28 protein-coding genes are annotated in these 24,490 nt (G+C 71.0%); 19 read left to right on the plus strand and 9 right to left on the minus strand.

Translation table 11 applies throughout. From position 1 onward, the window contains the following. The first annotated feature begins 113 nt into the window (after window positions 1–113). On the plus strand, window positions 114–1,154 hold the full coding sequence (locus JMO03_RS01860; protein ID WP_202839641.1) for an aldo/keto reductase: 1,041 nt from the start codon (window positions 114–116) through the stop codon (window positions 1,152–1,154). Window positions 1,155–1,269: 115 nt separating this feature from the next. On the opposite strand, the gene JMO03_RS01865 is transcribed toward JMO03_RS01860, so the two are convergent. Next, on the minus strand, window positions 1,270–1,836 hold the full coding sequence (locus tag JMO03_RS01865) for a DUF3016 domain-containing protein (RefSeq protein ID WP_202839643.1): 567 nt from the start codon (window positions 1,834–1,836) through the stop codon (window positions 1,270–1,272). A gap of 200 nt (window positions 1,837–2,036) precedes the next feature. On the opposite strand from JMO03_RS01865, the gene JMO03_RS01870 reads away from it, so the two are divergent. The 5 genes from JMO03_RS01870 to JMO03_RS01885 all read left to right on the plus strand — a co-directional run bounded on the left by JMO03_RS01870 (window position 2,037) and on the right by JMO03_RS01885 (window position 5,331). Next, entirely contained in the window at window positions 2,037–2,996 is a 960-nt protein-coding gene (locus JMO03_RS01870) for a L,D-transpeptidase family protein (RefSeq protein WP_202839644.1), read from the plus strand. 4 nt (window positions 2,997–3,000) lie between these two features. After that, window positions 3,001–3,720: a peptidoglycan DD-metalloendopeptidase family protein gene (locus JMO03_RS01875; protein WP_202839645.1), complete on the plus strand. Its 720-nt coding sequence runs from the start codon at window positions 3,001–3,003 to the stop codon at window positions 3,718–3,720. Between the two features lie 180 nt (window positions 3,721–3,900). Then, window positions 3,901–4,452 (plus strand): ankyrin repeat domain-containing protein, encoded by a 552-nt coding sequence (locus tag JMO03_RS21585; RefSeq protein WP_425491756.1) that lies wholly within the window; start codon window positions 3,901–3,903, stop codon window positions 4,450–4,452. A gap of 29 nt (window positions 4,453–4,481) precedes the next feature. Next, window positions 4,482–4,742 (plus strand): hypothetical protein, encoded by a 261-nt coding sequence (locus JMO03_RS21590; RefSeq protein WP_425491757.1) that lies wholly within the window; start codon window positions 4,482–4,484, stop codon window positions 4,740–4,742. Between the two features lie 100 nt (window positions 4,743–4,842). Continuing rightward, window positions 4,843–5,331: a hypothetical protein gene (locus tag JMO03_RS01885; protein WP_202839646.1), complete on the plus strand. Its 489-nt coding sequence runs from the start codon at window positions 4,843–4,845 to the stop codon at window positions 5,329–5,331. 342 nt (window positions 5,332–5,673) lie between these two features. On the opposite strand, the gene JMO03_RS01890 is transcribed toward JMO03_RS01885, so the two are convergent. After that, the gene (locus tag JMO03_RS01890) at window positions 5,674–6,336 is read right to left on the minus strand and encodes an arylesterase (protein ID WP_202839647.1); all 663 of its coding nucleotides are present in this window, start codon (window positions 6,334–6,336) and stop codon (window positions 5,674–5,676) included. A gap of 63 nt (window positions 6,337–6,399) precedes the next feature. On the opposite strand from JMO03_RS01890, the gene JMO03_RS01895 reads away from it, so the two are divergent. Genes JMO03_RS01895 through JMO03_RS01905 form a run of 3 tightly spaced genes read left to right on the plus strand, consistent with a single transcriptional unit; the run spans window position 6,400 to window position 9,912 of the window. Further along, window positions 6,400–7,137 carry an ABC transporter ATP-binding protein gene (locus JMO03_RS01895; RefSeq protein WP_202839648.1) on the plus strand — a complete coding sequence of 246 codons (738 nt, stop codon included), beginning with the start codon at window positions 6,400–6,402 and terminating at the stop codon, window positions 7,135–7,137. A gap of 7 nt (window positions 7,138–7,144) precedes the next feature. After that, on the plus strand, window positions 7,145–9,670 hold the full coding sequence (locus JMO03_RS01900) for an ABC transporter permease (RefSeq protein WP_202839650.1): 2,526 nt from the start codon (window positions 7,145–7,147) through the stop codon (window positions 9,668–9,670). Between the two features lie 8 nt (window positions 9,671–9,678). Further along, window positions 9,679–9,912 carry an RNA-binding S4 domain-containing protein gene (locus JMO03_RS01905; protein WP_202839652.1) on the plus strand — a complete coding sequence of 78 codons (234 nt, stop codon included), beginning with the start codon at window positions 9,679–9,681 and terminating at the stop codon, window positions 9,910–9,912. A gap of 185 nt (window positions 9,913–10,097) precedes the next feature. On the opposite strand, the gene fabB is transcribed toward JMO03_RS01905, so the two are convergent. The 3 genes from fabB to JMO03_RS01920 form a co-directional block, all read right to left on the minus strand. Continuing rightward, the gene (fabB, locus tag JMO03_RS01910) at window positions 10,098–11,330 is read right to left on the minus strand and encodes a beta-ketoacyl-ACP synthase I (protein WP_238345809.1); all 1,233 of its coding nucleotides are present in this window, start codon (window positions 11,328–11,330) and stop codon (window positions 10,098–10,100) included. Continuing rightward, window positions 11,327–11,851, minus strand: a complete 525-nt coding sequence (fabA, locus tag JMO03_RS01915) for a 3-hydroxyacyl-[acyl-carrier-protein] dehydratase FabA (protein WP_202839655.1) — start codon at window positions 11,849–11,851, stop codon at window positions 11,327–11,329. Before fabA ends, fabB begins: the two co-directional genes overlap by 4 nt. 169 nt (window positions 11,852–12,020) lie before the next feature. After that, on the minus strand, window positions 12,021–12,347 hold the full coding sequence (locus JMO03_RS01920; protein WP_202839657.1) for a DUF6249 domain-containing protein: 327 nt from the start codon (window positions 12,345–12,347) through the stop codon (window positions 12,021–12,023). 143 nt (window positions 12,348–12,490) lie between these two features. Here JMO03_RS01920 and JMO03_RS01925 point away from each other — a divergent pair, with 143 nt between their 5' ends. Together JMO03_RS01925 and JMO03_RS01930 are read left to right on the plus strand one after the other, a co-directional pair. Continuing rightward, entirely contained in the window at window positions 12,491–13,090 is a 600-nt protein-coding gene (locus JMO03_RS01925) for an RNA polymerase sigma factor (RefSeq protein ID WP_202839659.1), read from the plus strand. After that, window positions 13,087–13,542 carry a hypothetical protein gene (locus JMO03_RS01930; RefSeq protein ID WP_202839661.1) on the plus strand — a complete coding sequence of 152 codons (456 nt, stop codon included), beginning with the start codon at window positions 13,087–13,089 and terminating at the stop codon, window positions 13,540–13,542. Before JMO03_RS01925 ends, JMO03_RS01930 begins: the two co-directional genes overlap by 4 nt. 156 nt (window positions 13,543–13,698) lie before the next feature. Here JMO03_RS01930 and JMO03_RS01935 read toward each other — a convergent pair whose 3' ends face one another. Continuing rightward, complete coding sequence (locus JMO03_RS01935; RefSeq protein ID WP_202839663.1) at window positions 13,699–13,956, minus strand: hypothetical protein; 258 nt, start codon at window positions 13,954–13,956, stop codon at window positions 13,699–13,701. Window positions 13,957–14,129: 173 nt separating this feature from the next. Here JMO03_RS01935 and JMO03_RS01940 point away from each other — a divergent pair, with 173 nt between their 5' ends. From JMO03_RS01940 to JMO03_RS01950, 3 genes are all read left to right on the plus strand, one after another. Continuing rightward, on the plus strand, window positions 14,130–15,152 hold the full coding sequence (locus tag JMO03_RS01940) for a class I SAM-dependent methyltransferase (protein WP_202839665.1): 1,023 nt from the start codon (window positions 14,130–14,132) through the stop codon (window positions 15,150–15,152). A gap of 154 nt (window positions 15,153–15,306) precedes the next feature. Further along, on the plus strand, window positions 15,307–16,017 hold the full coding sequence (locus JMO03_RS01945) for a pseudouridine synthase (RefSeq protein WP_202839667.1): 711 nt from the start codon (window positions 15,307–15,309) through the stop codon (window positions 16,015–16,017). Beyond that, window positions 16,014–16,703 carry an HAD family hydrolase gene (locus JMO03_RS01950; protein ID WP_202839669.1) on the plus strand — a complete coding sequence of 230 codons (690 nt, stop codon included), beginning with the start codon at window positions 16,014–16,016 and terminating at the stop codon, window positions 16,701–16,703. Before JMO03_RS01945 ends, JMO03_RS01950 begins: the two co-directional genes overlap by 4 nt. A 146-nt stretch (window positions 16,704–16,849) precedes the next feature. On the opposite strand, the gene JMO03_RS01955 is transcribed toward JMO03_RS01950, so the two are convergent. Both JMO03_RS01955 and JMO03_RS01960 read right to left on the minus strand, forming a co-directional pair. Further along, on the minus strand, window positions 16,850–17,389 hold the full coding sequence (locus JMO03_RS01955; protein WP_202839670.1) for a DUF1415 domain-containing protein: 540 nt from the start codon (window positions 17,387–17,389) through the stop codon (window positions 16,850–16,852). A 10-nt stretch (window positions 17,390–17,399) separates the two neighbouring features. After that, on the minus strand, window positions 17,400–17,882 hold the full coding sequence (locus tag JMO03_RS01960; RefSeq protein ID WP_202839672.1) for a YajQ family cyclic di-GMP-binding protein: 483 nt from the start codon (window positions 17,880–17,882) through the stop codon (window positions 17,400–17,402). Between the two features lie 244 nt (window positions 17,883–18,126). Here JMO03_RS01960 and JMO03_RS01965 point away from each other — a divergent pair, with 244 nt between their 5' ends. Genes JMO03_RS01965 through JMO03_RS01980 form a run of 4 tightly spaced genes read left to right on the plus strand, consistent with a single transcriptional unit; the run spans window position 18,127 to window position 21,835 of the window. Beyond that, window positions 18,127–19,239: a prephenate dehydrogenase gene (locus JMO03_RS01965; protein WP_202839674.1), complete on the plus strand. Its 1,113-nt coding sequence runs from the start codon at window positions 18,127–18,129 to the stop codon at window positions 19,237–19,239. 57 nt (window positions 19,240–19,296) lie between these two features. Then, window positions 19,297–20,346, plus strand: coding sequence for an NAD(P)-dependent alcohol dehydrogenase (locus JMO03_RS01970; protein WP_202839676.1), 1,050 nt, complete (start codon window positions 19,297–19,299; stop codon window positions 20,344–20,346). Next, complete coding sequence (locus tag JMO03_RS01975) at window positions 20,343–21,254, plus strand: DMT family transporter (protein ID WP_238345810.1); 912 nt, start codon at window positions 20,343–20,345, stop codon at window positions 21,252–21,254. Before JMO03_RS01970 ends, JMO03_RS01975 begins: the two co-directional genes overlap by 4 nt. Window positions 21,255–21,274: 20 nt before the next feature. Further along, on the plus strand, window positions 21,275–21,835 hold the full coding sequence (locus JMO03_RS01980) for a DUF1453 domain-containing protein (protein WP_202839679.1): 561 nt from the start codon (window positions 21,275–21,277) through the stop codon (window positions 21,833–21,835). A gap of 112 nt (window positions 21,836–21,947) precedes the next feature. Here JMO03_RS01980 and JMO03_RS01985 read toward each other — a convergent pair whose 3' ends face one another. Then, window positions 21,948–22,583: an OmpW/AlkL family protein gene (locus tag JMO03_RS01985; protein ID WP_202839681.1), complete on the minus strand. Its 636-nt coding sequence runs from the start codon at window positions 22,581–22,583 to the stop codon at window positions 21,948–21,950. A gap of 493 nt (window positions 22,584–23,076) precedes the next feature. On the opposite strand from JMO03_RS01985, the gene aceF reads away from it, so the two are divergent. Next, on the plus strand, window positions 23,077–24,486 hold the full coding sequence (gene aceF, locus JMO03_RS01990; protein ID WP_425491760.1) for a dihydrolipoyllysine-residue acetyltransferase: 1,410 nt from the start codon (window positions 23,077–23,079) through the stop codon (window positions 24,484–24,486). Window positions 24,487–24,490 lie beyond the last annotated feature (4 nt).

Below are 24,490 nucleotides of genomic sequence, written 5' to 3' on the forward strand. Positions count from 1 at the left end.
ATAGCAACGCGGCCGCGCCGCGCCGCGCAACCCTGCGTCCCGCGGGCGGCCTTGCGCCGGCGCGTTGCGATCGGCTGCAATCCGCCTTCCCCCAGACAGGAACGGAACCGTCCATGGAATACCGTTATCTAGGCGCATCGGGTTTCCGGGTGCCCGCGCTCAGCTTCGGCACCGGCACCTTCGGCGGCAAGGGCGATTTCTTCAGGCATTGGGGCGATACCGATGCCGCCGGCGCGCGCCGCCTGGTCGAGATCTGCCTCGACGCCGGCCTGACCATGTTCGACACCGCCGACATCTATTCGAACGGCGCGGCCGAGGAGGTCCTCGGCCAGGCGATCCGCGGCCGTCCGCGCGACGCGCTGATCCTGTCCACCAAGGCGACCTTCCGCTTCGGCGACGGCGAGAACCAGGTCGGTTCCTCGCGTCACCACCTGATCAATGCGGTCGAGGGCTCGCTGCGCCGCCTGGGCACCGACTACATCGACCTGTTCCAGCTGCACGGCTTCGATGCGCGTACGCCGGTGGAGGAAACGCTGTCGACGCTCGACACGCTGGTGCGCGCCGGCAAGATCCGCTACCTCGGCGTGTCGAACTTCTCGGGCTGGCACCTGATGAAGTCGCTGGCGGCGGCCGAGCGCCACGGCTGGACGCGCTACGTCGCGCACCAGGCGTACTACTCGCTGGTCGGCCGCGACTACGAGTGGGAACTGATGCCGCTGGGACTCGACCAGGGCGTGGGCGCCGTGGTCTGGAGTCCGCTGGGCTGGGGCCGCCTGACCGGCAGGCTCCGGCGTGGCGCGCCGCTGCCGGAAACGAGCCGGCTACAGTCCAGGGCGGTGTCCGACAGCGGCCCGCAGGTCGACGACGCGTACCTGTACGACGTGGTCGATGCCCTCGACGCGGTGGCGGCGGAAACCGGCAGGACCGTGCCGCAGGTCGCGCTGAACTGGCTGCTGCAGCGGCCGACGGTATCCTCGGTCATCATCGGCGCGCGCAACGAGGAGCAGCTCAGGCAGAACCTCGGCGCGGTCGGCTGGACCCTGTCGCCCGGGCAGGTGGCGAAGCTGGATGCGGCCAGTGCGGTGGCGCGGCCGTATCCCTACTGGCACCAAGTGCCGTTCGCCTATCGCAATCCGCTGCCCGTGCCTGCGTGAAGCGACCCCTCCGTCGCGCCCGCGCCGCGGCGCAAGGTCGACGACGCGACGAAAAAAGCCCCTGCATGCCGGGGCTATCGCTTGATCGTTCCCCAGGCGTCCGGGGAGGCGCGGCTCAGTTGCTCGCCACCGACGCCCGACGCACCTCGTCGCGTACCCACGCGTCGATCATGTGCTTCTCGTAATACAGGTGGTCGTTCCCGATGTTGAGGCCGCCGCCGGTCAGGTAGCCGGTATCGCGCAAGGCGCGGCTGCCTTCGGCAATCAGGCTGCCGTCGGCGGCGTAGTGCCTGAAGTCGAGCTTCATCGAAGGGGGGTAATGGTCGCGCAGGATGCGCACGTCCTGCATGTGCATGCCATGCCACGGCTCGTAGCGCCCGGCGCGCGCGATGTCGGTGATCGTCACCTCGAGGCGCTCGCCCTCGGGCAGGCGCTTCCCGGCGGATTCGCGCAGGTGCTCGGCCAGCTGGTGCACCCAGTTGCCCTGGCTGGCACGCCAGCGATTGCCGCTGAACTTGAGGTCGGTGAACTCGGCCGGATCGGTCCACTGCACGCTGACCGCGCCGTCGGCGGGCAGGCTGCGGGGGGCGTCGGGATCGGTGACGTTGCGGGTCCTGGCGCCAGCGGTGGCGGTGGCGAACAGGACGACGAGGATCAGGAGGAGGCGCACGGTGCGGGTCATGGCAGGGCTCCGGGGCAACAGGCGCAGTCTGCGCCCGCCGAGCTTAACGGTCCAGAAAACCGCGCTGGCGACCGACGCGCGGCGCTTCGCACGCGACCGTTGGCGCCTGAACCGCTTGCGCGCGGGGCGCCGGCGTTCACGCCCCGCACGCAGCGGGCGACGCCATGATGCGGGCCGATTCCTGCAACGGACGTCCGCGCATGATCCGCCTTACGCCCCTGTTCGCCCTGCTGCTGGCGCTTGTGTCGGCGCAGGCCCTCGCCGACCCGGAGAAAGCCGCCGCGCTCACCCCGGACACCGTCAATGCCGCGACCGGCGATGCCGCCGGCGCACTGCTGCGCGCCCAGGTCCTGCTCGAACGCGCGCGCTTCTCCCCGGGCGAGATCGACGGCGGTGCGGGCAGCAACACCACCCGTGCGATCGCCGGCTTCCAGCGCGCCCGCGGTCTCGAGCCGACCGGCGAACTCGACCCGGCGACATGGAAGGCGCTGGCCGAAGACGACGCGCCGGCGCTGGTCGGCTACACGCTCACCGCCGAAGACGTGGCAGGCCCGTTCCACGAGATTCCCGACGACATCATGGAGAAGGCGAAGCTCGATGCGCTCGGCTTCGCCTCGGTGGAGGAAGCGGTCGGCGAGAAATTCCATGCCTCGCCGACATTGCTGGCCAGGCTCAATCCGGGCAAGAAGCTGGCCGCGGGGACGGAGATCGTGGTCCCCAATGTCGCCGGCTTGCCGGCGCTGGCGCCGGCCGCGACCGTGTTGGTCGACAGGAGCGATTCCGTGGTGCGGCTGCAGGATGCCGACGGCACGGTCTACGCGCAGTTCCCGGCCTCGACCGGAAGCGAGCACGATCCGCTGCCGATCGGCGAATGGAAGATCGAGGGCGTCGCCACCGATCCGACCTTCCACTACAACCCCGAACTGTTCTGGGATGCTGACGAGTCGCACGCCAAGGCGACCCTGCCGCCCGGCCCGAACAATCCGGTCGGCACGGTCTGGATCGACCTGTCGAAGGAGCACTACGGCATTCACGGCACGCCCAGTCCGGCAAAGATCGGCAAGACCCAATCGCATGGCTGCATCCGCATGACCAACTGGAGCGCGCGCGCGGTGGCCGACGCGGTCAAGCCCGGGACGCCGGCGCTGCTGCAGGAGTGAGTGCGTGCGCTGGTTGATCGGGCTGGCGCTGGCGTTGCTGACCGCGAACCTGGTCTGGTGGCTGCTGCGCGGCAGCGACGGTCCGCTGTGGCGGCAAAGCCCGACGCCGACGGTCGGGCCGGACGTCGCGGGCGATGAGCCCGCACGACCGGGGCCGGCGGTGCTCACGGGCGCGCCCGCACGGCCGGACACGCCAGCACCGGGCAACGCGGGCGCCGGGGCGAGGCGCACGACCGCGCCGGACGCGACTGCCGGGCCGCGCATCGCGAACCTGCCCGCATCGCCGGCCGGCCTGATCGTGCCGGTGCAGGGCCTGGGCGCCAGCGACCTGCAGGACACCTTCGGCGATGCGCGCGGCGGCGAACGCATGCACGAGGCGCTCGACATCATGGCGCCGGCCGGCACACCGGTGCTGGCGGTCGCCGACGGCCGCATCGAGAAGCTGTTCGACAGCGAGCGCGGCGGCCTGACCATCTACCAGTTCGAGCCATCCGGCGCCTGGTGCTACTACTACGCGCACCTGCAGGCCTACGCCCCGGGCCTGGCCGAGGGCAAGGACGTCAGGCGGGGCGAGGTGATCGGTTTCGTCGGCAGCAGCGGCAACGCCGACCCGGCTGCGCCGCACCTGCACTTCGCGGTGTTCGCGCTGACGCCCGAGCGGCAGTGGTGGAACGGCACGCCGGTCAATCCGTATCCGTTGCTGGCCGGCACCGACGCGCGCTGAAGCGGCGCGCGCGCCGGGTCCGATTCTCCGCTAATCTGGGTCCATCACCCGATGGCGCAGGATCCACCACGGACGGAGTGAAGGGGAAGGATTCCCGGTCTGCAGCGGTGTGCGTGCCGGTCACCGCGGCTGCCTCGACCCTCGTGCCGGTGCCGCGCGCATGGCGCGGCGTGGCTGGCGTTGGCCTGGCTGTTGTTGCTGTCGGCCTGCGATTCCGGCCTGTCGGCCTCGGACCGGCGTTCGCGTCACCAGGGCGTGCTCGAGCGCGCCTTCTCCGATCCGCGCGCACAGGCGCTGGCGATCGCGGCCGAACATGGCGATGCGGCCGAAGTGCGCCGCCTGATGCGCGGCGAGGGCGTGGATCCGGACGCGATCTTCGGCAGCAGCGACGGCGGCATGCCGCTGCTGGTGTGGCCGATCTACAGCAAGAGCCCGGAAGGCCTGCGCGCGATGCTGGAGAACGGCGCCGATCCGAACGCGAAGAAGCGCTCCCCCAGCGATCGCGGCGAGCACTACCACGCCGACGCCATGGTCTGGGCGGCCGAGCGGGACGATCCCGTCTACCTGCAGCTGCTGCTCGACCACGGCGGCGACGCGGATACGCGCAACGCCAACAACGAGGCGCTGCTGTTCCACGCCTTCATCAAGCAGAACCAGTGGCGCAACGTGCAGTTGCTGGTGGAGCGGGGGGCGGATGCGAATGCGAACGTATCTGCTGGGCGCCGATACTGAACGTCTATGCATCTCGTGGCGGGTTCATGATGGTGCACTGGCTGCTGGGGCATGTTGCCGATCCTGCGCTGGACTACGCGTACGGCGAGCCTGTGCAAAGCGCGGGCTCTCAGGCCATCGAGGCGATCTTCTGGCATCCGGGCAACCCGGACGATCCCGCATGGCAGCGCAAATGTCAGCAATGGTCGCTGTCTGCTGGGCACGAGCGCCCTCCGATGCCGGGGCACTACCGTGTGATGCGGGAACGCCGGGGCTTTCCGCATGAGGAAACGGAAATCCCATTGCTCTGAGGCACTCCAATGACAGGGACCGTCATGACGACTCGACACGAAGAACAGAGGCTCCTGCTGCAGCAGCTTCGCGAGAGTGGAGATCCCACGCTCACTGCGCATGCAGGGCGATATCGAACGCGCCGGCGCCTCGACGCGGGGGCAGCTGGCGCGGGTCGGCGCGCAACTGGAGGCCGGGCTCGACGCCACCGGCGAGCGCATCCTGGGTGTCGCCGGTCGCGCGCCAGCGGCTGGCGCCGCGCTGGGCGGCACCACCGGCATGCTGGCCGGCACGGTCGTGACCTGCGGCCCGGGGGATCCCTTCACCGCGATCGACGTGGCCAGCACGGTATGCCTGGTGCAGCAGGCGAAGGGCAGCGTCCACGAGGCGGTGGAACGCCACGGCATGGCCAGCGCGGTGATCCCGAGCCTGGACAGCGAGATCGCGCGGCGCGAACAGGCCGCGCGCGAACTGCTGCAGTCACGCAGTACCGCGCTGCAGGCGGAGGCGGCTGGCCGCGACCGGCAGGCTCGCGCGCAGAACCCGTCCGTGCGCACGTTGCTGCCGGGGAAGCGGGAGAGGCGCTGGACCGCTTCCTCGGCGCCCTGAAATCCGGGGACGCGGCGACGATTTCCGAGGCATCGAAGCGCCTGATGGGCACCCCCGCCGCGCAGGCCTGGCTCGCCGACGGGCGCGCGCGGCTCGATGCCGCACCCGCGCGTGCGGCCACGGCGGGAGGGCAGGAGCCGGCGATCGAGCCGGTGCGCTCGCGACCCCCCGAGGCGATGTTGGTGCGACAGCCGGGTCGCCGGCGCCTGCTCCAATCCCACTCACAAGGCACGCGCGCTGGACCGCCGCGCCCCGGTCCAGGCCACGCGCCTGCCGGGTCGGCCGGGCGTGCCGGCGATCCGGAGCGCAACGTGCGCACGACCCCGCGCGGCCCTGCGACGGCTACTCCAGCAAGGGTTCCAGCGCCGTCCACACGTGGTCGAGCAGCTTCGGCTGCGCCGCGACGGTCGGATGCAGGTTGTCGTCCTGGTAGGCCTCGCGGTCGAGCGCGATCGGTTCGAGCAGGAACGGCAGCAGCGCGGTGTCGAACAGCCGCGACAGGTCGCGGTAGTTGCGTTCGAAGCCGGCGGTGTAGTCGGCGCCGAGGTTGGGCGGCATGCGCATGCCCACCAGCAATACCTTCGCGCCGACGTGCTGCGAGGCGCCGATCATGCGGGCGAGGTTGCGCCGCGCCTCCGCCAGCGGCAACCCGCGCAAGCCGTCGTTGGCGCCGAGCGCGATCACCACCACGTCCGGCCGGTGGCGCAGCACCTCGCCGACGATGCGTGCGGAGCCGCCGGCGGTGGTTTCGCCGCTGATGCTGGCGTTGACCACGCGCCAGCCTGGCCTGTCCTGCGCCAGCCGTTCGCCGAGCAGCGCCACCCAACCCTCCCGCGCGGACATGCCGTAGCCCGCCGACAGCGAATCGCCCATCACCAGCACCGTGCGCGGCGCCGGGTCCGCCGCGGGCGCGGGCTGGGCGAACGCGGGCAGCAGCGCCAGCAGCGCGAGTAAACCGATGGCCCATTGCATCGGGCGCCGGCAGGCCGCATAACCTTCTCTCATCTGTGTCCTCGTCCGTCTCGCGCCGTAGCGCCTGCGGTCCACGATAACCAATCCGGAATGAACATGGCTGACGCCCCCGCGCCGCGTGCCGCCGTCTCCCACGGCCCGCCGAATCCGTCCGCAGCGCCCGCGTTGCATGTCGCTGGCCTGGGCAAGCGGGTCACGCTGCCCTCGGGCGAACTGACCATCCTCGAAGGCGTCGGCTTCGAGATCGCCCGCGGCGACGTGGTCGCGATCGTCGGCGCCTCCGGCTCCGGCAAGAGCACCCTGCTGTCGCTCCTGGCCGGACTCGATACGCCGAGCGACGGCAATGTGACGCTGGACGGCGCCACGATCTCGACGCTCGACGAGGACGGCCGCGCGAAGGTGCGTGGCGACAAGGTCGGCTTCGTGTTCCAGAACTTCCAGCTGCTGCCCTCGCTCACCGCGCTGGAGAACGTGATGCTGCCGCTGGAGCTGCGCGGCGACGACGATGCGCAGTCCCCGGCGCGCGAGATGCTGCGCAAGGTCGGCCTCGGCGAGCGCCTGGACCATTATCCGAAGCAGCTTTCCGGCGGCGAGCAGCAGCGCGTCGCGCTGGCGCGCGCGTTCGTGACCCGGCCTTCGCTGCTGTTCGCGGACGAACCCACCGGCAACCTCGACACCAACACCGGCCAGGCGATCATCGAACTGCTGTTCGCGATGAACGGCGAGGCGGGCACCACCCTGGTACTGGTGACCCACGACGACCACCTCGCCGCGCGTTGCCACCGCACGCTGCGGCTGGACAGCGGCCGGCTGGTGTCGGACGAGACCCGGTGAGCCGCGCATGAGGACGCTCGCGCTCGCCTGGCGGCAACTGCGCCGCGACATCAAGGCCGGCGACATCCGCATCCTCGCCGGCGCGCTGGTGCTGGCGGTGGTGGCGGTGTCGTCGGTGGGCTTCGTCACCGACCGCGCCGAACGCGCGCTGGCGATGGAGGCCAACCGCCTGCTCGGCGGCGACGCGCTGGTGCGCGGCGACGCGCCGATCGCCGGCGCGGTGCTCGAGGCCGCGGACGCGCCCGGGCTGCGACGGACCGAAACGGTCGAGCTCGACAGCATGATCCGGGTCGGCGCAGGCGCCGACGCGCAGTTGCGCCTCGGCGACCTGCGCGCGCTGGGCGAAGGCTTTCCGTTGCGCGGCACGTTCCGCATCGCCGGCGACGACGGCGTCGAGCGCGATGCCGGCGCGATCCCCGAACCCGGCACGTTGTGGCTCAGCCGCGCCGGCGCCGACACGCTCGGCGCGCGCGTCGGCGACAGCGTCGGCATCGGCACGCGCGAATTCCGTCTCGCCGCGCTGGTGGTGCAGGAACCCGACGCCTCGATCGACTATTTCAACGTCGCGCCCAAGGCTTTCCTCAACCTCGCCGACCTCGCGTCCACCGGCCTGGTGCAGGAAGGCAGCCGCGTGCGCTATCGGCTGGTGGTGGCCGGCGGCGCGGCGGCGGTCGAGGGCTTCACCGCTGCGGCCAAGGCCAACCTCGGGCGCGGGCAGCGCATCGAGACGATCACCGACGCGCGTCCCGAGGTGCGTTCCTCGCTGGATCGGGCCGGTCGTTTCCTCGGCCTGGCGGCGCTGGTCTCGGTGGTGCTGGCGGCGGTGGCGGTGGCGATGGCCGCGCGCCGCCACAGCGAACGGCACCTGTCGGGCGTGGCGGTGATGCGCTGCCTGGGCGCGCAGCAGCGCACCCTGGTCGGCATCCATGTCGGCGAACTGGTGCTGCTGGGGCTGATCGCCTGCACCATCGGCGTGGCGATCGCGTTCGCCCTGCAATGGTCGATCGCCGGCTGGCTGTCGCAGGCATTGAAGGTGGAGATCCCGCCGGCCAGCGTGTGGCCTGCGTTGCACGGCTATGGCGTCGGCATGGTGGTGCTGCTCGCGTTCGGTGCGCCACCGGTGCTGGCGCTGCGACGCGTCCCCGCGCTGCGCGTGCTGCGCCGCGATCTCGACGGCATGGAACCCTCGGCCTGGGTGGTCGCGCTCGCAGGCCTCGGCGGCCTCGCCGCCCTGCTGTGGTGGCAGGCCGGTTCGGCGACGCTGGCGCTGTCGATGCTGGTCGGCATCGCCGCGACGCTGGCCGTGCTCGCGCTCATCGCCTGGGCGCTCATCATTGCCGTGCGTCGCTTGCGTTCGCGGCTGCGCGGCGCGCTGCGCTACGGGCTGGCCAACGTCAGCCGCCGCGCCGGCACCAGCATCGCCCAGGTCAGCGCCCTGGGCCTGGGCCTGATGGCGCTGCTGCTGCTGACCTTCGTGCGCACCGACCTGCTCGACCGCTGGCAGCTGGCGCTGTCGGAGAGCGCGCCGAACCGGTTCATCATCAACGTGCAGTCCGACCAGGTCGGGCCGGTGCGCGAGTTCATCGCCGCGCAGGGCGTGTCCGAGCCGGTGCTGTTCCCGATGGTCCGCGCGCGCCTGGTCGAGCGCAACGGCGTACCCACCTCGGGTGCGGACTATGCCGACCGTTCCGGCGATCCCGACCAGGACCGGCAGGCGCAGCGGCGTGCCGAACGCGAGTTCAACCTGTCGATGGCCGCCACCCTGCGCGACGACAACAAGGTCACCGCCGGCGAGTTCTGGAACGGCACGCCGGCGAGCCCGCAGCTGTCGGTGGAAGAGGGCTTCGCGCGCGATCTCGGCTGGCAGGTGGGCGACCGCATCGCCTTCGACATCGCTGGCCAGCGCTTCGAGGCGCCGATCACCAGCCTGCGCGATGTCGAATGGGAGAGCTTCCAGCCGAACTTCTTCGTGCTCGCCTCGCCAGGGGCGCTCGACGGCTATCCGGCCAGCCACATCACCGCGGTGCAGGTGCCGCCGGAGCGCACGCGCTTCACCGCGGAACTGGTGCAGCAGTTCCCGAACCTGTCGGTGATCGATGTCGACGCGGTGCTCGCGCAGGTGCGCAACACCGCCGACCAGGTCTCCACCGTGGTCCAGGTGGTGTTCTGGTTCTCGCTGCTGGCCGGCGTGCTGGTGCTGCTGGCGGCGGTGAGCGCCAGCCAGGACGAACGCCTGCTCGAGGGCGGGGTGATGCGCGCGCTGGGCGGCAGTCGTGGCCAGCTGCGGATGGCGCAGGTGTCGGAGTTCGCGGCGATCGGGCTGCTGGCGGGGCTGGTCGCGGCGATCGCGGCCTCGGTGCTGGCGGGCGTGATCTCGGTACAGGTCTTCGACCTGCCGTGGCGCGCGAACTGGACGCTGGCGGCGGTGGGCAGCGCGGTCGGCGTGCTGGTCACCCTGCTGGCGGGACTGTTGGCGACGCGCAAGGTGCTCGACGCGCCGCCGTCGGCGACGCTGCGCGAGCTGCAGGGGTGAGCGCGGTCGTGGTGACCGAATTCGCGCTCGAAGGCGACTTCATCGAGCTGCATCAACTGCTCAAGCTGTGTGGCGTGGTGGACAGCGGCGGCGCCGGCAAGGCGCTGGTCTCGCGCGGTGCGGTGCGGGTGGATGGCGCGGTGGAATTGCGGCGCACCTGCAAGATCCGCGCAGGGCAGGTGGTGGAAACCGGTGGCGTGCGGATCGCGGTGATGGCGGAACGCCGACCGCATCATCCGTAGCCCGGGTAAGCGCAGCGCACCCGGGACCGATCGCAAGCGCACCCGGGAACCGGCCATGGATATCGCATCCTCGTCGTCCCCGGATGCGGCCTGCGGCCTTATCCGGGCTACGCGAGGCGGGCGACGGTCCTCAGGCCGCGTAGCCGGGTAAGCGAAGCGCACCCGGGAACGAATGCCGGCGCGACTCAACCTTCCCAGCGACGCAGCACCAGGCTGGCGTTGGTGCCGCCGAAGCCGAAACTGTTGGACAGCACCGTACGCAGCTCGGCGTCGCGGCTCTCGCGCACCAGCGGCAGGTCCGCCGCCTCCGGATCGACCGTGTCGACATTGATCGAGCCGGCGATGAAGCCGCGCTGCAGCATCAGCAGGCAGAAGATCGCCTCCTGCACGCTGGTGGCGCCCAGCGAGTGGCCGGTCAGCGACTTGGTCGAGGAGAACGGCGGCATCGCATCGCCGAACACGGCGCGCATCGCGCGCAGCTCGCTGACATCGCCGACCGGGGTCGAGGTGCCATGGGTGTTGACGTAATCGATGCCGCCCTCGAGTCCGTCGATTGCCGTGCGCATGCAGGCGATGGCGCCATCGCCCGAGGGCGCGACCATGTCCGCACCGTCGGAACTCGCGCCGAATCCGACCAGTTCGCCGAGGATGGTGGCGCCGCGCGCCTGCGCATACTCCAGGCTCTCGAGCACCACCGCGCCGCCGCCGCCTGCGATGACGAAACCGTCGCGGTCGGCATCGTAGGGGCGCGAGGCGCGTTCGGGCGTGTCGTTGTACCTGCTCGACAGCGCGCCCATGCCGTCGAACAGCATCGCCATGCCCCAGCTGGCCTCCTCGCCGCCGCCGGCGAAGACCACGTCCTGCAACCCGGCCTGGATCTGCTGCGCGGCGACGCCGATGCAGTGCGCGGAGGTGGCGCAGGCCGAGGAGATGGAATAGTTCAGTCCCTTGACGCCGAACGCGGTCGCCAGGCAGGCCGACACCGTCGAGCTCATCGTGCGCGTCACCTGGTAGGGGCCGACGCGGCGGATGCCGCGCTCGCGCAGGGTGTCGGCCGACTCGATCTGGTTGGTCGGCGAACCTCCGCCCGACCCCATGATCAGGCCGGTCCGCGGGTTCGACACCTGGGCCTCGTCGAGTCCGGACTGCGCGATGGCATCGCGCAGCGACAGATAGGCGTAGGCCGCGGCATCGCCCATGAAGCGCCGCAGCTTGCGGTCGATCAGCGCCTCAACGTCCACCTGCGGCATGCCGGACACCTGGCTGCGCAGGCCCATCTCCGCATACGAGGCGTCGGCGCGGATGCCGGAGCGGCCGTGGCGCAGCGCGTCCGCGACGCTCCCGGCATCGTTGCCGATGCACGAGACGATGCCGGCGCCCGTGATCACCACGCGGCGATGGCCGGGAAGCATGCTCATGCCGTGGCGTCCCCCTGGCCGTCGGTCCGCTGGAACAGGCCCACGCGCAGGTCGCCGGCGGTGTAGATCTCGCGGCCGTCCACCAGCATGCGCGCATCGCCGATGGCGAGGATCAGCTTGCGCTGGATCACGCGCTTGATGTCGATCTCGTAGCGCACCAGCTTCGCCTCGGGTCCCACCTCGCCGGTGAACTTCACTTCGCCGCCGCCGAGCGCGCGCCCGCGACCGGGCAACCGGCGCCAGGTGAGGTAGAAGCCGATCAACTGCCACATCGCGTCCAGGCCCAGGCAGCCGGGCATCACCGGGTCGCCGCTGAAGTGGCACTGGAAGAACCACAGGTCGGGACGGATATCGAGTTCGGCCTCGATCCGGCCCAGGCCGTGCGCGCCGCCGTCGTCGTCGATATGGGTGATGCGGTCGAACATCAGCATCGGCGGCAGCGGCAGGCGGCCGCTGCCGGGCCCGAAGAGGGTGCCCTCGCCGGAGGCGATCAGTTGTTCGTAGCTGAATGAATCCTTCATCGTACCGGGCGACCCGCGAGCTTCGAGGTCGTGAAGTATCGCGGAAATACCGTGCACAAGCCGTACGCACGGGTAGGTTCCACGGATCGCCGGGACCGGGTCCGACCAAAGTCGCAGCCGCCGGCCGCCGCTGCGACGCACGCAGCCGCGGCCGGCAAGCCGGGTGCCGCTATTTCGTCCGGCGCGCGATGTAGTAGGCGGCGAGATTGCCGACGCCGGTCGCCGCCAGCAGGATCGCGAACAGGCCCGGCGAGGGCTCCTGCCAGTCGACCGCCTCGATCAGGCCGAACCCGACCGCCAGCGCCACCAGGATCACGCCCCAGCGCAGGGAGGCCTGGCGACGACGGGTTTCCTCGCCGTCGATGAGGGTGCGCAGCATTTCCTCCGAGCCGTTGGACTGGAGCATGTGTTTGCGCGCGCGCGCGTCGACCACGGCCTTGATCGCGAGGTAGATGCAGACGAACAGGGTGATGGGAATGAGAACTTCGATATCCATGGTGGCGGGATCCGGTTGATGGAGCGGGTGCGGCGGGTTCGGAACAGGAGATACCGGCCCGGCGCGACCGGTTGCAGCCGGCTTGCCGGGCACGACCCTCCGGCCTTGCAACCGCCCGCTCGAACGGCGTATCCCTGTCCCGGATGCCCGCTTTCCCCGCCCCCCAGGACACCCTGCAGGCCGACCGCGCCCTGGTCGAGGCCGTGCTCGCGGGTGCGCCTGGCGCCTTCGAGCGGCTGGTGCGCGAGTACCAGGGCCTGTGCTGGCACGTGATCGACCGCATGGTGCGCCACCCCGAGGACACCCGCGAACTGTGCCAGGAGGCCTTCCTGCGGGTGCACCAGGCCCTGCACCAGTACCGCGGCGAGAGCGCGCTGAAATCGTGGATCGCCCAGGTCGCCTATTCGGTGGCCAAGCGCCACCTGGAGAAGAAGCGGATTCCGCTGGCCGACGCCGCGGGCGGCGACGACGGCCGGTCGCTGCTGGAGAGCATCGGCGACGGCTTCGACCTCGAGGCATCGACCGCGGACGGGGAGGCGGTCGCCCTGCTGCACGCGGCGATCGAGCGCCTGCCGCCGCTGCAGCGGACGCTGCTGACGCTGTATCACCTGGAAGAGTTGCCGATCGGCGAGATTTCACGGGTCACCGGGCTCGCCGAAGGTACGATCAAGAGCCATCTGTTCCGCAGCCGCAAACAGCTGAGGGGCCTGCTGGAACCGACCGTGGGAGTCTTCGCCGCATGAACACATCCAAGCCATCGGACCGCCCTGTCGGGGACCGCCTGCCTGGCGTCGCCGAGCGCGACTGGCAGGCGCAGGAACGCGCGTTGTCGGGTGCGGCGGGCGATCGCCGCGACCTGCTGCTCGCGCGCGCGCTGCGCACGATGCCGGTATCGCAGCCGCCCGTCGATTTCGCGGCCGCGGTCGCGCGGCTCGCCGCGTCCGGGAGGCGGGACCCGGCCCCGGAGTCCAGTCTCGAACGCGTCCTGCTGCACGTGCTGCTGGCGGCGATGGCACTGACGGGCGCGGGAGCCGTGGCGGTGTACGGTGCCCGGTGGTGGACGCTGGCCGGCGAGCTGTTCGGCACGCAGGCCGCGCAGTGGGGCGTGATCGCCGCCCTGTGCCTGCTGCTGTCCTGGCTGCCGAACGGCGTGCGACGGGTGCTCGACGCGGCGGGCAGGGCGACGCCCGCCTGACCGTCGGCTCTCCTCGGGTCCGGCGTGTACGGGTCCGGAACGTTGCAACAGCCCGCGGACGGCTGCGGTCGATTTGTGGCTGCCGATCGTCCAGCGCTCCAGGGCGCCCCGCGGCCGAGCCGCCGCCAGGGCGACAGGTTCACTGGAAGCCGCCGTTCACTCCACGGTCTGCAGCTCCGTCTCGAAGCGGCGCGCATAGCCGCGCTCGTCGCTGACGCGCAGGATCTCCCCCGGCTCCATGTCCGGCGCCCCGTAGACCGCGCAGGCGATGCCGCCGTTGCCATGGCCGACGGCGTGCAGGCGATATCGGGACTGCCCACTCCCGGTCTGCGGCGGGTAATGCTTGGGCGGCTCGTGGCCGTCCAGGTCGAGTTCGTTGTTGTCGATCACGCCGCCGACGAACAGTGCACGCATGGGGGTTTGCTCCTTGGGGTTTCCGGAAGTGGGTCCTCGCTCCCTTGATGGACAGCCTGCCCGTGCGAATGTTCCCGTGCGGTCAACGTCGCGTACGCGGCACGTTGGGTGCGCCCCCTGCGCAGGGACGACCCCGGTAGAATCCGGCGCCTGGATCCGGATGCGACGCGACGATGCAAGACCCCGCCCTCGATGCGCTGCTGTTGCCGTTCGCAAGCGACCAGCTCGACTGGCCCGAAGCCGGCGCGCTGTTCCTGCGCGCACGCGAAGGCGCGGCGCTGCACGCGCATGCGCCGCGCTCGCTGGTGTGCGAACAGTCGTTCCGGCCCGAGCACGAGGCGCTGCAACGCGCCGGGTTCGACGCCCGCGTCGACGGCGACGGCGCGTACGCGCGGGTGCTGGTGCTGCCGCCGCGGCAGCGCGAGGAGGCGCGGGCGCTGCTGGCCAGGGCGCTGTCGCGCAGCGCGCCCGGCGGGATCGTCGTGGCGGCGATGCCGAACGACGCCGGCGCCCGCTCCGGCCAGGCCGACTTCGAGGCGCTGTTCGGCGCGGCCTCGGTGCTGAGCAAGCACAAGTGCCGCGTGTTCTGGGCGCCGGTGGACCGCGCCGATGCCGCGCTGGCCGCGTCGTGGCGTGACCTGGACGCGCCGCGACCGATCCTGGGCGGACGCTTCACCAGCCGTCCGGGCGTGTTCGCCTGGGATCGGGTCGACCCGGCCTCGGCGCTGCTGGCGGAACAGTTGCCACATACGCTGTCCGGGCACGGCGCGGACCTCGGCGCCGGCTGGGGCTACCTGGCTTCGGAGGTGCTGGCACGCTGCCCCGGCGTCACCGCGTTCGACGTGATCGAGGCCGAAATGCGCGCGCTCGACTGCGCGCGCAGCAACCTCGCCGCGCATGCCTCGCGCGTCGCGCTCGATTTTCGCTGGCTCGACGTCACCGCCGGGCTCGACCGGCGCTACGACTTCATCGTCTCCAATCCGCCGTTCCACGCGCTGCGCGGCGAATCGCGGCCGGAGATCGGCCGCGCCTTCATCGCGGCGGCGGCCGAAGCGCTGCAGCCGCGCGGGGTGCTGTGGCTGGTCGCCAACCGGCATCTGCCCTACGAGGAGGCGTTCGGTGCGCGTTTCGCCGCCGTGCGCATCGTCGCCCAGCGCGGCGGCTTCAAGGTCATCGAGGCGGTGCGCGGGCGGTGAGCGACTGCAGGCGTTCCGCCACGGGCCCATCGGGCGCCGATACAGGCGCCGAGCCGAGGCCGCGTCCGCCCTTGCCGGCGGCCGATACCGGATCGGCCGCACCGGCGGCAACGCCCGGCCGGGCAGGCGCTGCGATGCGCGCGCGTCGAACTTCGTGAAGCTGCTGCGGCACATCGCCAACCTCGGCTACGGCAGCCGCCGGGAGGTGCAGGCGCTGTTCGGCGAGGGCCGGATCACCGATGCCGACGGCGCCGTGCTGTATGCCGACGACCGGATCGCGCACGAATGCGTGCGCCTCGACGGCGCGCCCCTGGATCCCGCGCCGGGCATGGTGCTGATGCTGCACAAGCCCGTCGGCTACACCTGCTCGACGAAGGATGCTGGCCGCCTCGTGTACGACCTGCTGCCGCCCCGTTTCCGGCTGCGCGATCCGGCGCTGTCCACCGTGGGCCGGCTCGACCGCGACACCAGCGGCCTGCTGCTGCTGACCGACGACGGACAGTTGCTGCACCGGATCATCTCGCCACGCGCCCAGCTGCCCAAGCGCTACCTCGCGACGCTGGCGCAGCCGCTGCGCGGGCACGAGGCGGCGGTCTTCGCCAGCGGCAGCCTGCTGCTCGAATCGGAAAAGACGCCGCTGAAGCCGGCGCTGCTCGAAGCGATCGACGACACCCATGCGCGGCTGGCGATCACCGAGGGCCGCTACCACCAGGTGCGGCGCATGTTCGCGGCGGTCGGCAACCACGTCCAGGCGCTGCATCGCGAGTGCATCGGCGGCCTCGGGCTGGACGGCCTGGCGGAAGGGCGGTGGCGCGCGCTGGATGCGGCCGATCTCGAGCGCCTGTTCGCGGGGCGCGCCGCATGAGCGGGGTCGAGCCCCTGGCCTTCATGCCCGAGGCGGTGGTGTTCGACATGGACGGGCTGATGCTCGACAGCGAGCGCGCGATCATCGATTGCCTGGCGCGGGCCGCCGCCGAAGCCGGACATCCGTTGGAGCAGGCGCTGTGGCTGTCGATGGTCGGGCAGGGGGATGCCGCCTGCCGAGCGATCCTGGCCGAGCGACTCGGTGCCGAGGCTACGCAGGCCCTGCTGCAGCGCTCGCAGGCGCTGTACGAGGTGCGCGTCGACGCCGGCGTACCGCACCGGCCCGGCATCGTGGCGCTGCTCGATTGGCTGGCGCAGCGCGCGATCCCGCGCGCGGTGGCCACTTCGACCCGGCGTCCGCTGGCCCTGCGCAAGCTGCGCGCGGCCGGACTGCTGGACCGGTTCGACACGGTTTGCACCAGCAGCGATGTGGCGCTGCCGAAGCCGGCGCCGGACGTCTATCTGCTCGCGGCGTCGCGGCTGCAGGTCGATCCCGCGCGCTGCCTGGTGCTGGAGGACTCGCCGACCGGCGTGCGCGCCGCGCTGGCGGCGGGCATGACCCCGGTGCAGGTGCCGGACATGCTGGCGCCGGACGAGGCGGTGCGTGCGCTGCGGCATCGCATCGTGGGCTCGCTGGACGAGGCGCGCTGCCTGCTGGCGGCGCGACTGGCGGCGGGTCGCGCCTGAAGGCGCTCCTACGGGGTGCCCGGACCTTGCGCGGGCGGTAGGAGCGGCTTCAGCCGCGACCGTGGGCAAGGGGGCGGGGCATGCGGCGCGGGCATCCGGACGCCCTGCGTTCCGGGCCAGCTTCCTCCACGCGCGCAAGCGCGGTGTCAGCCCGTCAGGAGGGCACGCCAGCCGTCGAAACCGAGCGCGCGCACGGTGGCGATGTTGCGTTCGATGATCGCATCGGGTTCCGGATACGCCGCCACCGCCCGGTCCACGCTGTCCTCGCGCAGCAGGTGCAGGATCGGCCAGGGCGCGCGGTTGGTCAGGTTGTCGGCATCGTCCGCCGCGCAGTCGGCGAAGCGGTAGTCCGGGTGGAAGCTCGCCACCTGCAGCACGCCATCGAGTTCCATCGCCTCGACCAGCGCGTCGGCATCGTCGAGGAAGTCGTTGAAGTCGAGGAAATCGCCGAGCACCTGCGGATGCACCAGCAGGGTGGTATCCACGCGCTCCGCCGGCGTGTCGCGCAGCAACGCCATCTCCTCGCCCAGCTGTTCGAGCAGGGCCCGCGGCGTACTGGCGTCGCTGACCACGATCCGCACCTGCTGCCGGGCGTACACCGCCTTGGCGAAGGGGCACAGGTTCAGGCCGATCACCGCGCGCTCCAGCCAGCGGCGGATGTCGTGCTCGACCGCTTCGGCGTCCATCGCTGTCTTCTCAGTCGCGGAAGTTGTCGAACTGCAGCGGCAGGCCGAAGTCCTCGCCGCGCAGCAGCGCCATGGCCGCCTGCAGGTCGTCGCGCTTCTTGCCGTTGACCCGCAGCTTGTCGCCGTTGATCTGGCTGTCGACCTTGAGCCTGGCGTCCTTGAGCTTGCCCTGGATCTTCTTCGCCAACTCGCGCTCGATGCCCTGGCGCACCGTGACCTTCTGGCGCGCGCCGGCGACGTTGGTGTCGATGTCGCCGAACTCCAGGCAGCGCGCGTCGATCTTCCGCGCGATCAGCCGCGCACGCAGGATGTCGGTCATCTGCTGCAGCTGGAACTCGCTGGGCGCCGACTGGGTGATCACCGCGTCCTCGCGCACGAAGCTCGCCTCCACGCCCTTGAAGTCGAACCGGGTCGACAGCTCGCGATTGGCCTGGTCGACGGCATTGATCAGTTCGTGGGTATCCACTTCGGAGACGATGTCGAAGGAAGGCATGTTGGTCCGGTAGCGTGAATGGGTGGAAATGGATACGTCGCGACGCCGGCTCGAGAAACTGCGGTAGCGCCTCGGGCGGGATCGCCTGCCGCGAGCGAGCGCCCGTTCGCGGCTGAAGCCGCTCCTACGAAAATGCTGGCCGGACCATAGGGTACCGCATGGTTGCGCACGCAACGGATGCGCGCGGGCGTGGCAGACCTTACCGTGTCGCCGCGCCTGCCGTGGGCGCGCCACGGAACGTTGCGTGACCCCTTCCCCCCTCATCGGCATCGTCGGCAGCGCCGGCACCTACGGCCGCTGGCTGCGCGGGTTCTTCGAGCGGCGCATGGGGCTGCAGGTGATCGGCCACGACCCAGGCGATGCCGGCGGCCAGACCCCCGAGGCGCTGCTCGAGCGCGCGGACGTGCTGCTGTTCGCGACCCCGATCCGCTCCACCGCGGCGCTGGTGGACGAGTACGTGCGCCTGTCCGCCGGGCGCGAAGCCGGCCGGCTGTGGCTCGACATCACCTCGATCAAGCAGGGCGCGGTCGAGGCGATGCTGCGCTCGCGCGCCGAGGTGGTCGGCCTGCACCCGATGACCGCGCCGCCGAAGGCGCCGACCCTGAAGGGCCGTGTGCTGGTGGTGTGCGAGGCGCGCGTGGACCGCTGGCGGCCCTGGCTGCAAGGATTGCTGGAGGCGCTGGAAGGCGAATGCGTGCATGCCGGCGCCGAGCGCCACGACCGGATGATGGCGCTGGTGCAGGCGATGGTGCATGCCTCCCACCTCGCCCAGGCGGGCGTCCTGGGCGAGTACGCAGAGCGCGTCGGCGGGCTGGCCTCGATCATGCCGTTCCGCTCGGCCTCGTTCGAACTCGATGCCGCGATCGCCGCGCGCATCCTGTCGTTGAACCCGGCGATATACGAGGAGATCCAGTTCGGCAACCGCCATTCGGCGGAGGTGCTGGACAGCCTGCTGGCGCAGCTCTCGGAACTGCGCGACCTGGTTCGCCAGGGTGACGACGCGGCGCGCGCGCGCTTCCGCGAGCGCTTCCTGCACAGCCGCGAGGCGTTCGGCGAACAGGCGCTGGCCGAGGGCAATCATGCCTACGAGCGCCTCGGCTACCTGCTCGCCGACCTCGTCGCGCGGCAGTTCACCAGCGTGCACCTGCCGCAGGACCGTCCCGGCTCGCTGCGCGAGCTGCTGCACGTGTTCGAAAGCCACCGGGTCAGCCTGGAGTCGATCCATTCCTCGCGCACGCCCGCGGGCGAGGTGCATTTCCGCATCGGCTTCGTTCGCGGCACCGACCCGGCGGCGCTGGCCGCGGCGGTCGCGCAGATCGACGCAACCGGCATCGGTCGGGTACTCGAAAGCGGCTGAGCCGCGCGGCGGGCGGCGGATGCGGCATCATGCCCGTCCCCGCATCGAGACCGTCCCATGACGCTGATTCCCGCCTACGCCGCCAGTGACGCCGGCTCGCCGCTGGTGCCGTTCGCGATCGAGCGCCGCGCGCCCGGTCCGCGCGACGTGCAGATCGAGATCCTCTACTGCGGGGTCTGCCACACCGACATCCACCAGGTGCGCGACGAGTGGGGCAAGGGCATCTTCCCGATGGTGCCGGGGCACGAGATCGTCGGCCGGGTCTCGGCGACCGGTGGCGAGGTGGTGAACTACGAGCCGGGGGACATGGTCGGGGTCGGCTGTTTCGTCGATTCCTGCCGCCAATGCCCGCAGTGCAGGTCGGGGCAGGAGCAGTACTGCGACGAGGGCATGACCGCCACCTACAACGCGCGCGAGCGCGGGAGCGGCACGCCCACCCATGGCGGCTACTCCACGCGCATCGTCGTGGACGAGGAATACGTGCTGCGCATACCCGAAGGGCTGCCGCCCGACCGCGCCGCACCGCTGCTGTGCGCGGGCGTCACCGCCTGGTCGCCGCTGCGCCACTTCGGCGTGGTCGCGGGCGACCGGGTCGCGGTGGTGGGCCTCGGTGGCCTCGGCCACATGGCGGTGAAGCTGGCGGCGGCGATCGGCGCCGACGTCACCGTGCTCAGCACCAGCGAATCCAAGCGCGACGACGCGGTGGCGCTCGGGGCCCAGGACTTCGCCGCCACCGGCAGCGGCAGGGTGTTCAAGACCCATCGCGGGCAGTTCGACTTCATCATCGATACGGTCTCGGCGCAGCACGACTACAACGCCTACCTCGGCCTGCTCAAGGTCGACGGCACAATGGTCCTGCTCGGCATGCCGGAGCCCGCAGCGCTGTCGGCGTCTGCGCTCGTGAGCCGACGCCGGCGCCTGGCCGGCTCGCTGATCGGCGGCATCGCCGAGACCCAGGAGATGCTGGATTTCTGCGCCGCGCACGGCATCGCCGCCGACATCGAGCTGATCGGCATCGATGCGATCAACAGCGCCTACGAGCGCATGCTCGCCGGAGACGTGCGCTACCGTTTCGTGATCGACATGGCCAGCCTGCGCGGCGCATGAGCCCCGGGGCGCAACATCGCCCCGGCACGGCGGCCGCCTGGATGCTGGCGGCCGGGCTGCTGTTCGCGTTGATGGACGCGGGCATGAAATGGATCGCCAGCGACTACCCGCCGTTCCAGGTGGCGGTACTGCGCAGCGTCTCGGCGCTGCCGCTGGTGCTGATGTGGATCGCCGTGAGCGGGCGCGCGGGCACCCTGCTGCGCGTGCACTGGCGGCTGCACCTGCTGCGCGGCCTGCTGGGCGTGGCGATGATGGCCGGCTTCGTCTATGGCCTGGCGCGGATGCCGCTGTCGACCGCTTACACCATCGTCTTCGTCGCGCCGTTGATGGTCACGGCGCTGGCGGTGCCGTTCCTGGGCGAGAAGGTCGGGCCGCGGCGCTGGGCCGCGATCGCGGTCGGCCTGCTGGGCGTGCTGGTGGTGCTGCGACCGACCGGCGAGGGCGTGGCGACGCTGGCCGGACTGGCGGTGGTGCTCGCGGCATTGAGCTACGCGATCGCGGCGATCACGGTGCGCAAGCTTGCGATGCGCGACAGCCCCGAGGCGATGGTGTTCTGGTTCCTGGTGCTGCTGGGGCTGTTCGCCGGCGTGGTGGCGGTGTTCGACTGGCATCCGTTGCAGCGCGCGCACTGGCCGGTGATCGCGCTCATCGGCGTCACCGGCGCGCTCGGGCAGGTGGCGCTGACGCATGCCTTCCGCTTCGGCGAGGCCAGCCAGATCGCGCCGCTGGAGTACGCGGCGCTGGTATGGGTGGTGCTGCTCGACCTGTTGGTCTGGCAGGCGTTGCCCGATTCGATGACCTGGCTGGGCGCGGCGATCATCATCGCCAGCGGCCTGTACCTGATCCGCCGCGAACGCATCGTCGGCGGACCGCGCCCACCGGATCCGGCGCAGACGCCACCGCCATGATCGCCCGCTAGCATTCCGCCATGCCCCTGCTGCTGATCCCGTTCCTGCTTCTGCTGCTGCTCGCCCTGGCGTTGCTGCTCTGGCCGTTGGGGTTGTGGCAGCGCTACCGTGCCGGGCGTTCCCGGCGGCGGGCGCAATCGGGATGGGTGAGCTTCAATGCGTTCGGACTGCTGCTGTCGTCGGTGCTGTTCCTGCTGGGCGCGGGGATCGGGTCGATCTGGATCGACGGCGCGGCGTTCAATGCCGGTGGCGGCTTGCTGGCCGGGGTCGCGATCGGCGTCGTGGGCCTGCGGCTGGCGCGTTTCGAAGCCGGCAACGGCCGGTTGCACTACACCGCCAATGCCTGGCTGGTGGCGGGCCTGCTCCTGCTGGCCGCGGTGCGTGTCGCGCTCGCCGCGTGGCAAGCCTGGCATCGCGCCTGGGAGGGCACGCCTGCACCGGTGTCGTGGCCGTGGCTGGCCGATCCGGCCAGCCTCTGGGCCATGGCCGGTCTGCTGCTGGGTTACCACCTGGCGTTCGCATGGGGACTGCGGCGAACGCTGCGGCGGCTGGGCATGCTGTCGCGGCGCTGGATACGCTGATCGCCGGTGCGATCGGCCATTGCGCATGCCCCGGAAGGAACAACGGGCCCGACAGGGCCCGTTGCGTGAAACGTGGGAACGGGTCCGGCCGCGTGGGCCGTCGCGTCATCGGTCAGAACCGCGCGCCGATACCGACGCCGACCGTCCACGGGTTGAAGCGAATGTCGCGCTCGACCGTCTGACCAGCCAGCTTCGCATCCGCGTCGCCATCGAGGTAGCGCGCATCGGCGCGCGCGAACCAGGTCGGGGTGATGTTGATGTCCACACCCACGGTGCCGATCGCGCCCTTGGGCGAGGTCAGGCCGACGTGCGAGCCGTCGGCGGTGGCGATGTCTTCGTCGCTGATGTTGGTCTGGTGGTAGCCCAGGCCCACGAACGGGCGGAAGGTGTTGTCGGCATCGCCGAAGTGGTACTGGCCGCTGAGCGCGATCGGCTGGGAATCGACGGTGCCGATCTTGCCGGCGTCGCCGCGCACCCGATGGTTGAACTTGTCGGCCGCGCCCCAGAGTTCCACGCCGATGTTGTCGGTGACGTGGTAGGTGGCGCTGAGCGTCGGCGCGACGTCGCCGTCGGCGTCGATGCGCGAACCGGGCAGCGGATCGGAATCGGGTTGCAGGATCGTGGCGCTGCCGACGACCGAGAAGCGCTTGCCGGAAGCGGTATCGCCCGCGTCCTGGGCAAAGGCGGCGGGGGCGACCAGGATCGAAGCGATGGCGGCGGAAAGACCAAGGGAACGCAAGGACTGCATGGGGGACTCCTCATGTGGTTGTGGGTGTAGCCGTTTTGCCCTTGAGGTGGGCGTTGCCCTCGAGGTGGGCGAACACACCGTAGCGATGAGTAGATGAATCGAAACGCGCGCGTGAGCCGAATCCGTTTCATGCGTGGGGCGGGCGTTCATCGTGGTGACAGGCCCGTATGCGGCGCCAGGTGAGCGCGTGCCGACGATCGACGTCACGGTCGGCCCCTCGAGGCGGGCCGCGATCCGCATCGCGCGCTCGGCGCGATGAACGTGAACGTCGGGCAGGTAAGCGGGTGACGGCCGCACGCGGACGTTGCAGGCGCAACCATGCGGCTGCCATGGCGTCCGAGCGACGCGAGCGCAGTTTCGACCGGTCGCAACCGGCCTCGCCGATCCTGCAGACCACGGATCCGCCCCGCAAACAGGGGCTTCGCGCCAGCCAGCGGCCGCCGCGACGCCATTCGCCGCCCGATGGTTGGCGAGCGGTGGACATGCGGACACAATAGGAATCCCCTTGCCGTCTCGAGAGGGCCGTATGGCCGACCTGAAAGAATCCCGCGTCCCCGATATCGGCGGCTACGACGACGTCCCCGTCATCGAGGTGCTGGTCGCGGTCGGCGACACCGTCGCGAAGGACCAGGGCCTGGTGACGCTGGAGTCGGACAAGGCGACGATGGAAGTGCCCGCCGAATTCGCCGGCGTGGTGCGGGAGCTGAAGGTCAAGCTCGGCGATACGTTGTCGGAGGGCAGCGTGGTCGCGGTGATCGAGGCCGCGGCCGCAGGCGACGCGCCGAAGGCCGCCGCGCCCGCCGCGGCTGCCGCTCCTGCGCCGACGAAGGCGAAGGAGCCCGATCCGGTGGTCGAGCCGGTCGCCGTAGGGGGCAAGCCCGACAACATCGCCCAGGCCTCGATCGATGCGCAGGCCGGCAAGGCGGCCGGTCCGGTCGCGCCGCCGCTGCGTTTCGAGGCCGAGGCCCTGATCCCGGGCAAGGTCCCCTACGCCAGTCCCGCGGTGCGCCTGTTCGCGCGCGAACTGGGCGCGGACCTGTCGCAGGTGACCGGTTCGGAGAAGGGCGGCCGGATCACCAGGGAAGACGTGCAGAAGTACGTCAAGGGCGTGCTGTCGGGCGCGGCTGCGGCACCGGCCGCCGCGGGTGGCGGCAACGGCCTGAGCCTGCTGCCCTGGCCGAAGGTGGACTTCGCCAAGTTCGGCGAGGTGGAAGAGAAGCCCTTGTCGCGGATCAAGAAGATCTCCGGCGCCAACCTCGCGCGCAACTGGGCGATGATCCCGCACGTCACCCAGTTCGACGATGCCGACATCACCGACCTCGAGGCGCTGCGCGTGCAGCTCAACCAGGAGGCGGAGAAGGCGAAGTCCGGCGTCAAGCTGACCATGCTCGCGTTCCTGATCAAGGCCAGCGCCAACGCGCTGGCGAAGTATCCCGACTTCAACGCCTCGCTCGACGCCGCCGGCGAGACGCTGACGCTGAAGAAGTACTTCCACATCGGCTTCGCCGCCGACACGCCGAACGGCCTGGTGGTGCCGGTGGTGCGGGACGTGGACAGGAAGGGCGTGCTGCAGATCAGCCAGGAGATGGGCGAGTTGGCGAAAAAGGCGCGCGACGGCAAGCTCGGCCCGGCCGAGATGTCCGGCGGCTGCTTTTCGATCAGTTCGCTGGGCGGCATCGGCGGCACCGCGTTCACGCCGATCGTCAACGCGCCGGAAGTCGCGATCCTCGGCGTGTCGAAATCGTCGATGAAGCCGGTGTGGGACGGCAAGCAGTTCCAGCCGCGCCTGGTGCTGCCGCTGTCGCTGAGCTACGACCACCGCGTGATCGACGGCGCCGCCGCCGCGCGTTTCACCGCCTACCTCGCGCAACTGCTCGCGGACATGCGCCGCGTGCTGCTGTAGGCGC

Origin of the sequence: Luteimonas saliphila, assembly GCF_016774335.1 — a bacterium.
In the GTDB taxonomy this organism is placed as follows: Bacteria; Pseudomonadota; Gammaproteobacteria; order Xanthomonadales; family Xanthomonadaceae; genus Luteimonas; species Luteimonas saliphila.

Coding starts and splice junctions, on each gene's coding strand:
- JMO03_RS01860 (WP_202839641.1), top strand. CDS start 114: ATGGAATACCGTTATCTAGGCGCATCGGGTTTCCGGGTGCCCGCGCTC.
- JMO03_RS01865 (WP_202839643.1), bottom strand. CDS start 1,836: ATGACCCGCACCGTGCGCCTCCTCCTGATCCTCGTCGTCCTGTTCGCC.
- JMO03_RS01870 (WP_202839644.1), top strand. CDS start 2,037: ATGATCCGCCTTACGCCCCTGTTCGCCCTGCTGCTGGCGCTTGTGTCG.
- JMO03_RS21590 (WP_425491757.1), top strand. CDS start 4,482: ATGGTGCACTGGCTGCTGGGGCATGTTGCCGATCCTGCGCTGGACTAC.
- JMO03_RS01885 (WP_202839646.1), top strand. CDS start 4,843: ATGCAGGGCGATATCGAACGCGCCGGCGCCTCGACGCGGGGGCAGCTG.
- JMO03_RS01890 (WP_202839647.1), bottom strand. CDS start 6,336: ATGAGAGAAGGTTATGCGGCCTGCCGGCGCCCGATGCAATGGGCCATC.
- JMO03_RS01895 (WP_202839648.1), top strand. CDS start 6,400: ATGGCTGACGCCCCCGCGCCGCGTGCCGCCGTCTCCCACGGCCCGCCG.
- JMO03_RS01900 (WP_202839650.1), top strand. CDS start 7,145: ATGAGGACGCTCGCGCTCGCCTGGCGGCAACTGCGCCGCGACATCAAG.
- fabB (WP_238345809.1), bottom strand. CDS start 11,330: ATGAGCATGCTTCCCGGCCATCGCCGCGTGGTGATCACGGGCGCCGGC.
- fabA (WP_202839655.1), bottom strand. CDS start 11,851: ATGAAGGATTCATTCAGCTACGAACAACTGATCGCCTCCGGCGAGGGC.
- JMO03_RS01920 (WP_202839657.1), bottom strand. CDS start 12,347: ATGGATATCGAAGTTCTCATTCCCATCACCCTGTTCGTCTGCATCTAC.
- JMO03_RS01925 (WP_202839659.1), top strand. CDS start 12,491: ATGCCCGCTTTCCCCGCCCCCCAGGACACCCTGCAGGCCGACCGCGCC.
- JMO03_RS01930 (WP_202839661.1), top strand. CDS start 13,087: ATGAACACATCCAAGCCATCGGACCGCCCTGTCGGGGACCGCCTGCCT.
- JMO03_RS01935 (WP_202839663.1), bottom strand. CDS start 13,956: ATGCGTGCACTGTTCGTCGGCGGCGTGATCGACAACAACGAACTCGAC.
- JMO03_RS01940 (WP_202839665.1), top strand. CDS start 14,130: ATGCAAGACCCCGCCCTCGATGCGCTGCTGTTGCCGTTCGCAAGCGAC.
- JMO03_RS01950 (WP_202839669.1), top strand. CDS start 16,014: ATGAGCGGGGTCGAGCCCCTGGCCTTCATGCCCGAGGCGGTGGTGTTC.
- JMO03_RS01955 (WP_202839670.1), bottom strand. CDS start 17,389: ATGGACGCCGAAGCGGTCGAGCACGACATCCGCCGCTGGCTGGAGCGC.
- JMO03_RS01960 (WP_202839672.1), bottom strand. CDS start 17,882: ATGCCTTCCTTCGACATCGTCTCCGAAGTGGATACCCACGAACTGATC.
- JMO03_RS01970 (WP_202839676.1), top strand. CDS start 19,297: ATGACGCTGATTCCCGCCTACGCCGCCAGTGACGCCGGCTCGCCGCTG.
- JMO03_RS01975 (WP_238345810.1), top strand. CDS start 20,343: ATGAGCCCCGGGGCGCAACATCGCCCCGGCACGGCGGCCGCCTGGATG.
- JMO03_RS01980 (WP_202839679.1), top strand. CDS start 21,275: ATGCCCCTGCTGCTGATCCCGTTCCTGCTTCTGCTGCTGCTCGCCCTG.
- JMO03_RS01985 (WP_202839681.1), bottom strand. CDS start 22,583: ATGCAGTCCTTGCGTTCCCTTGGTCTTTCCGCCGCCATCGCTTCGATC.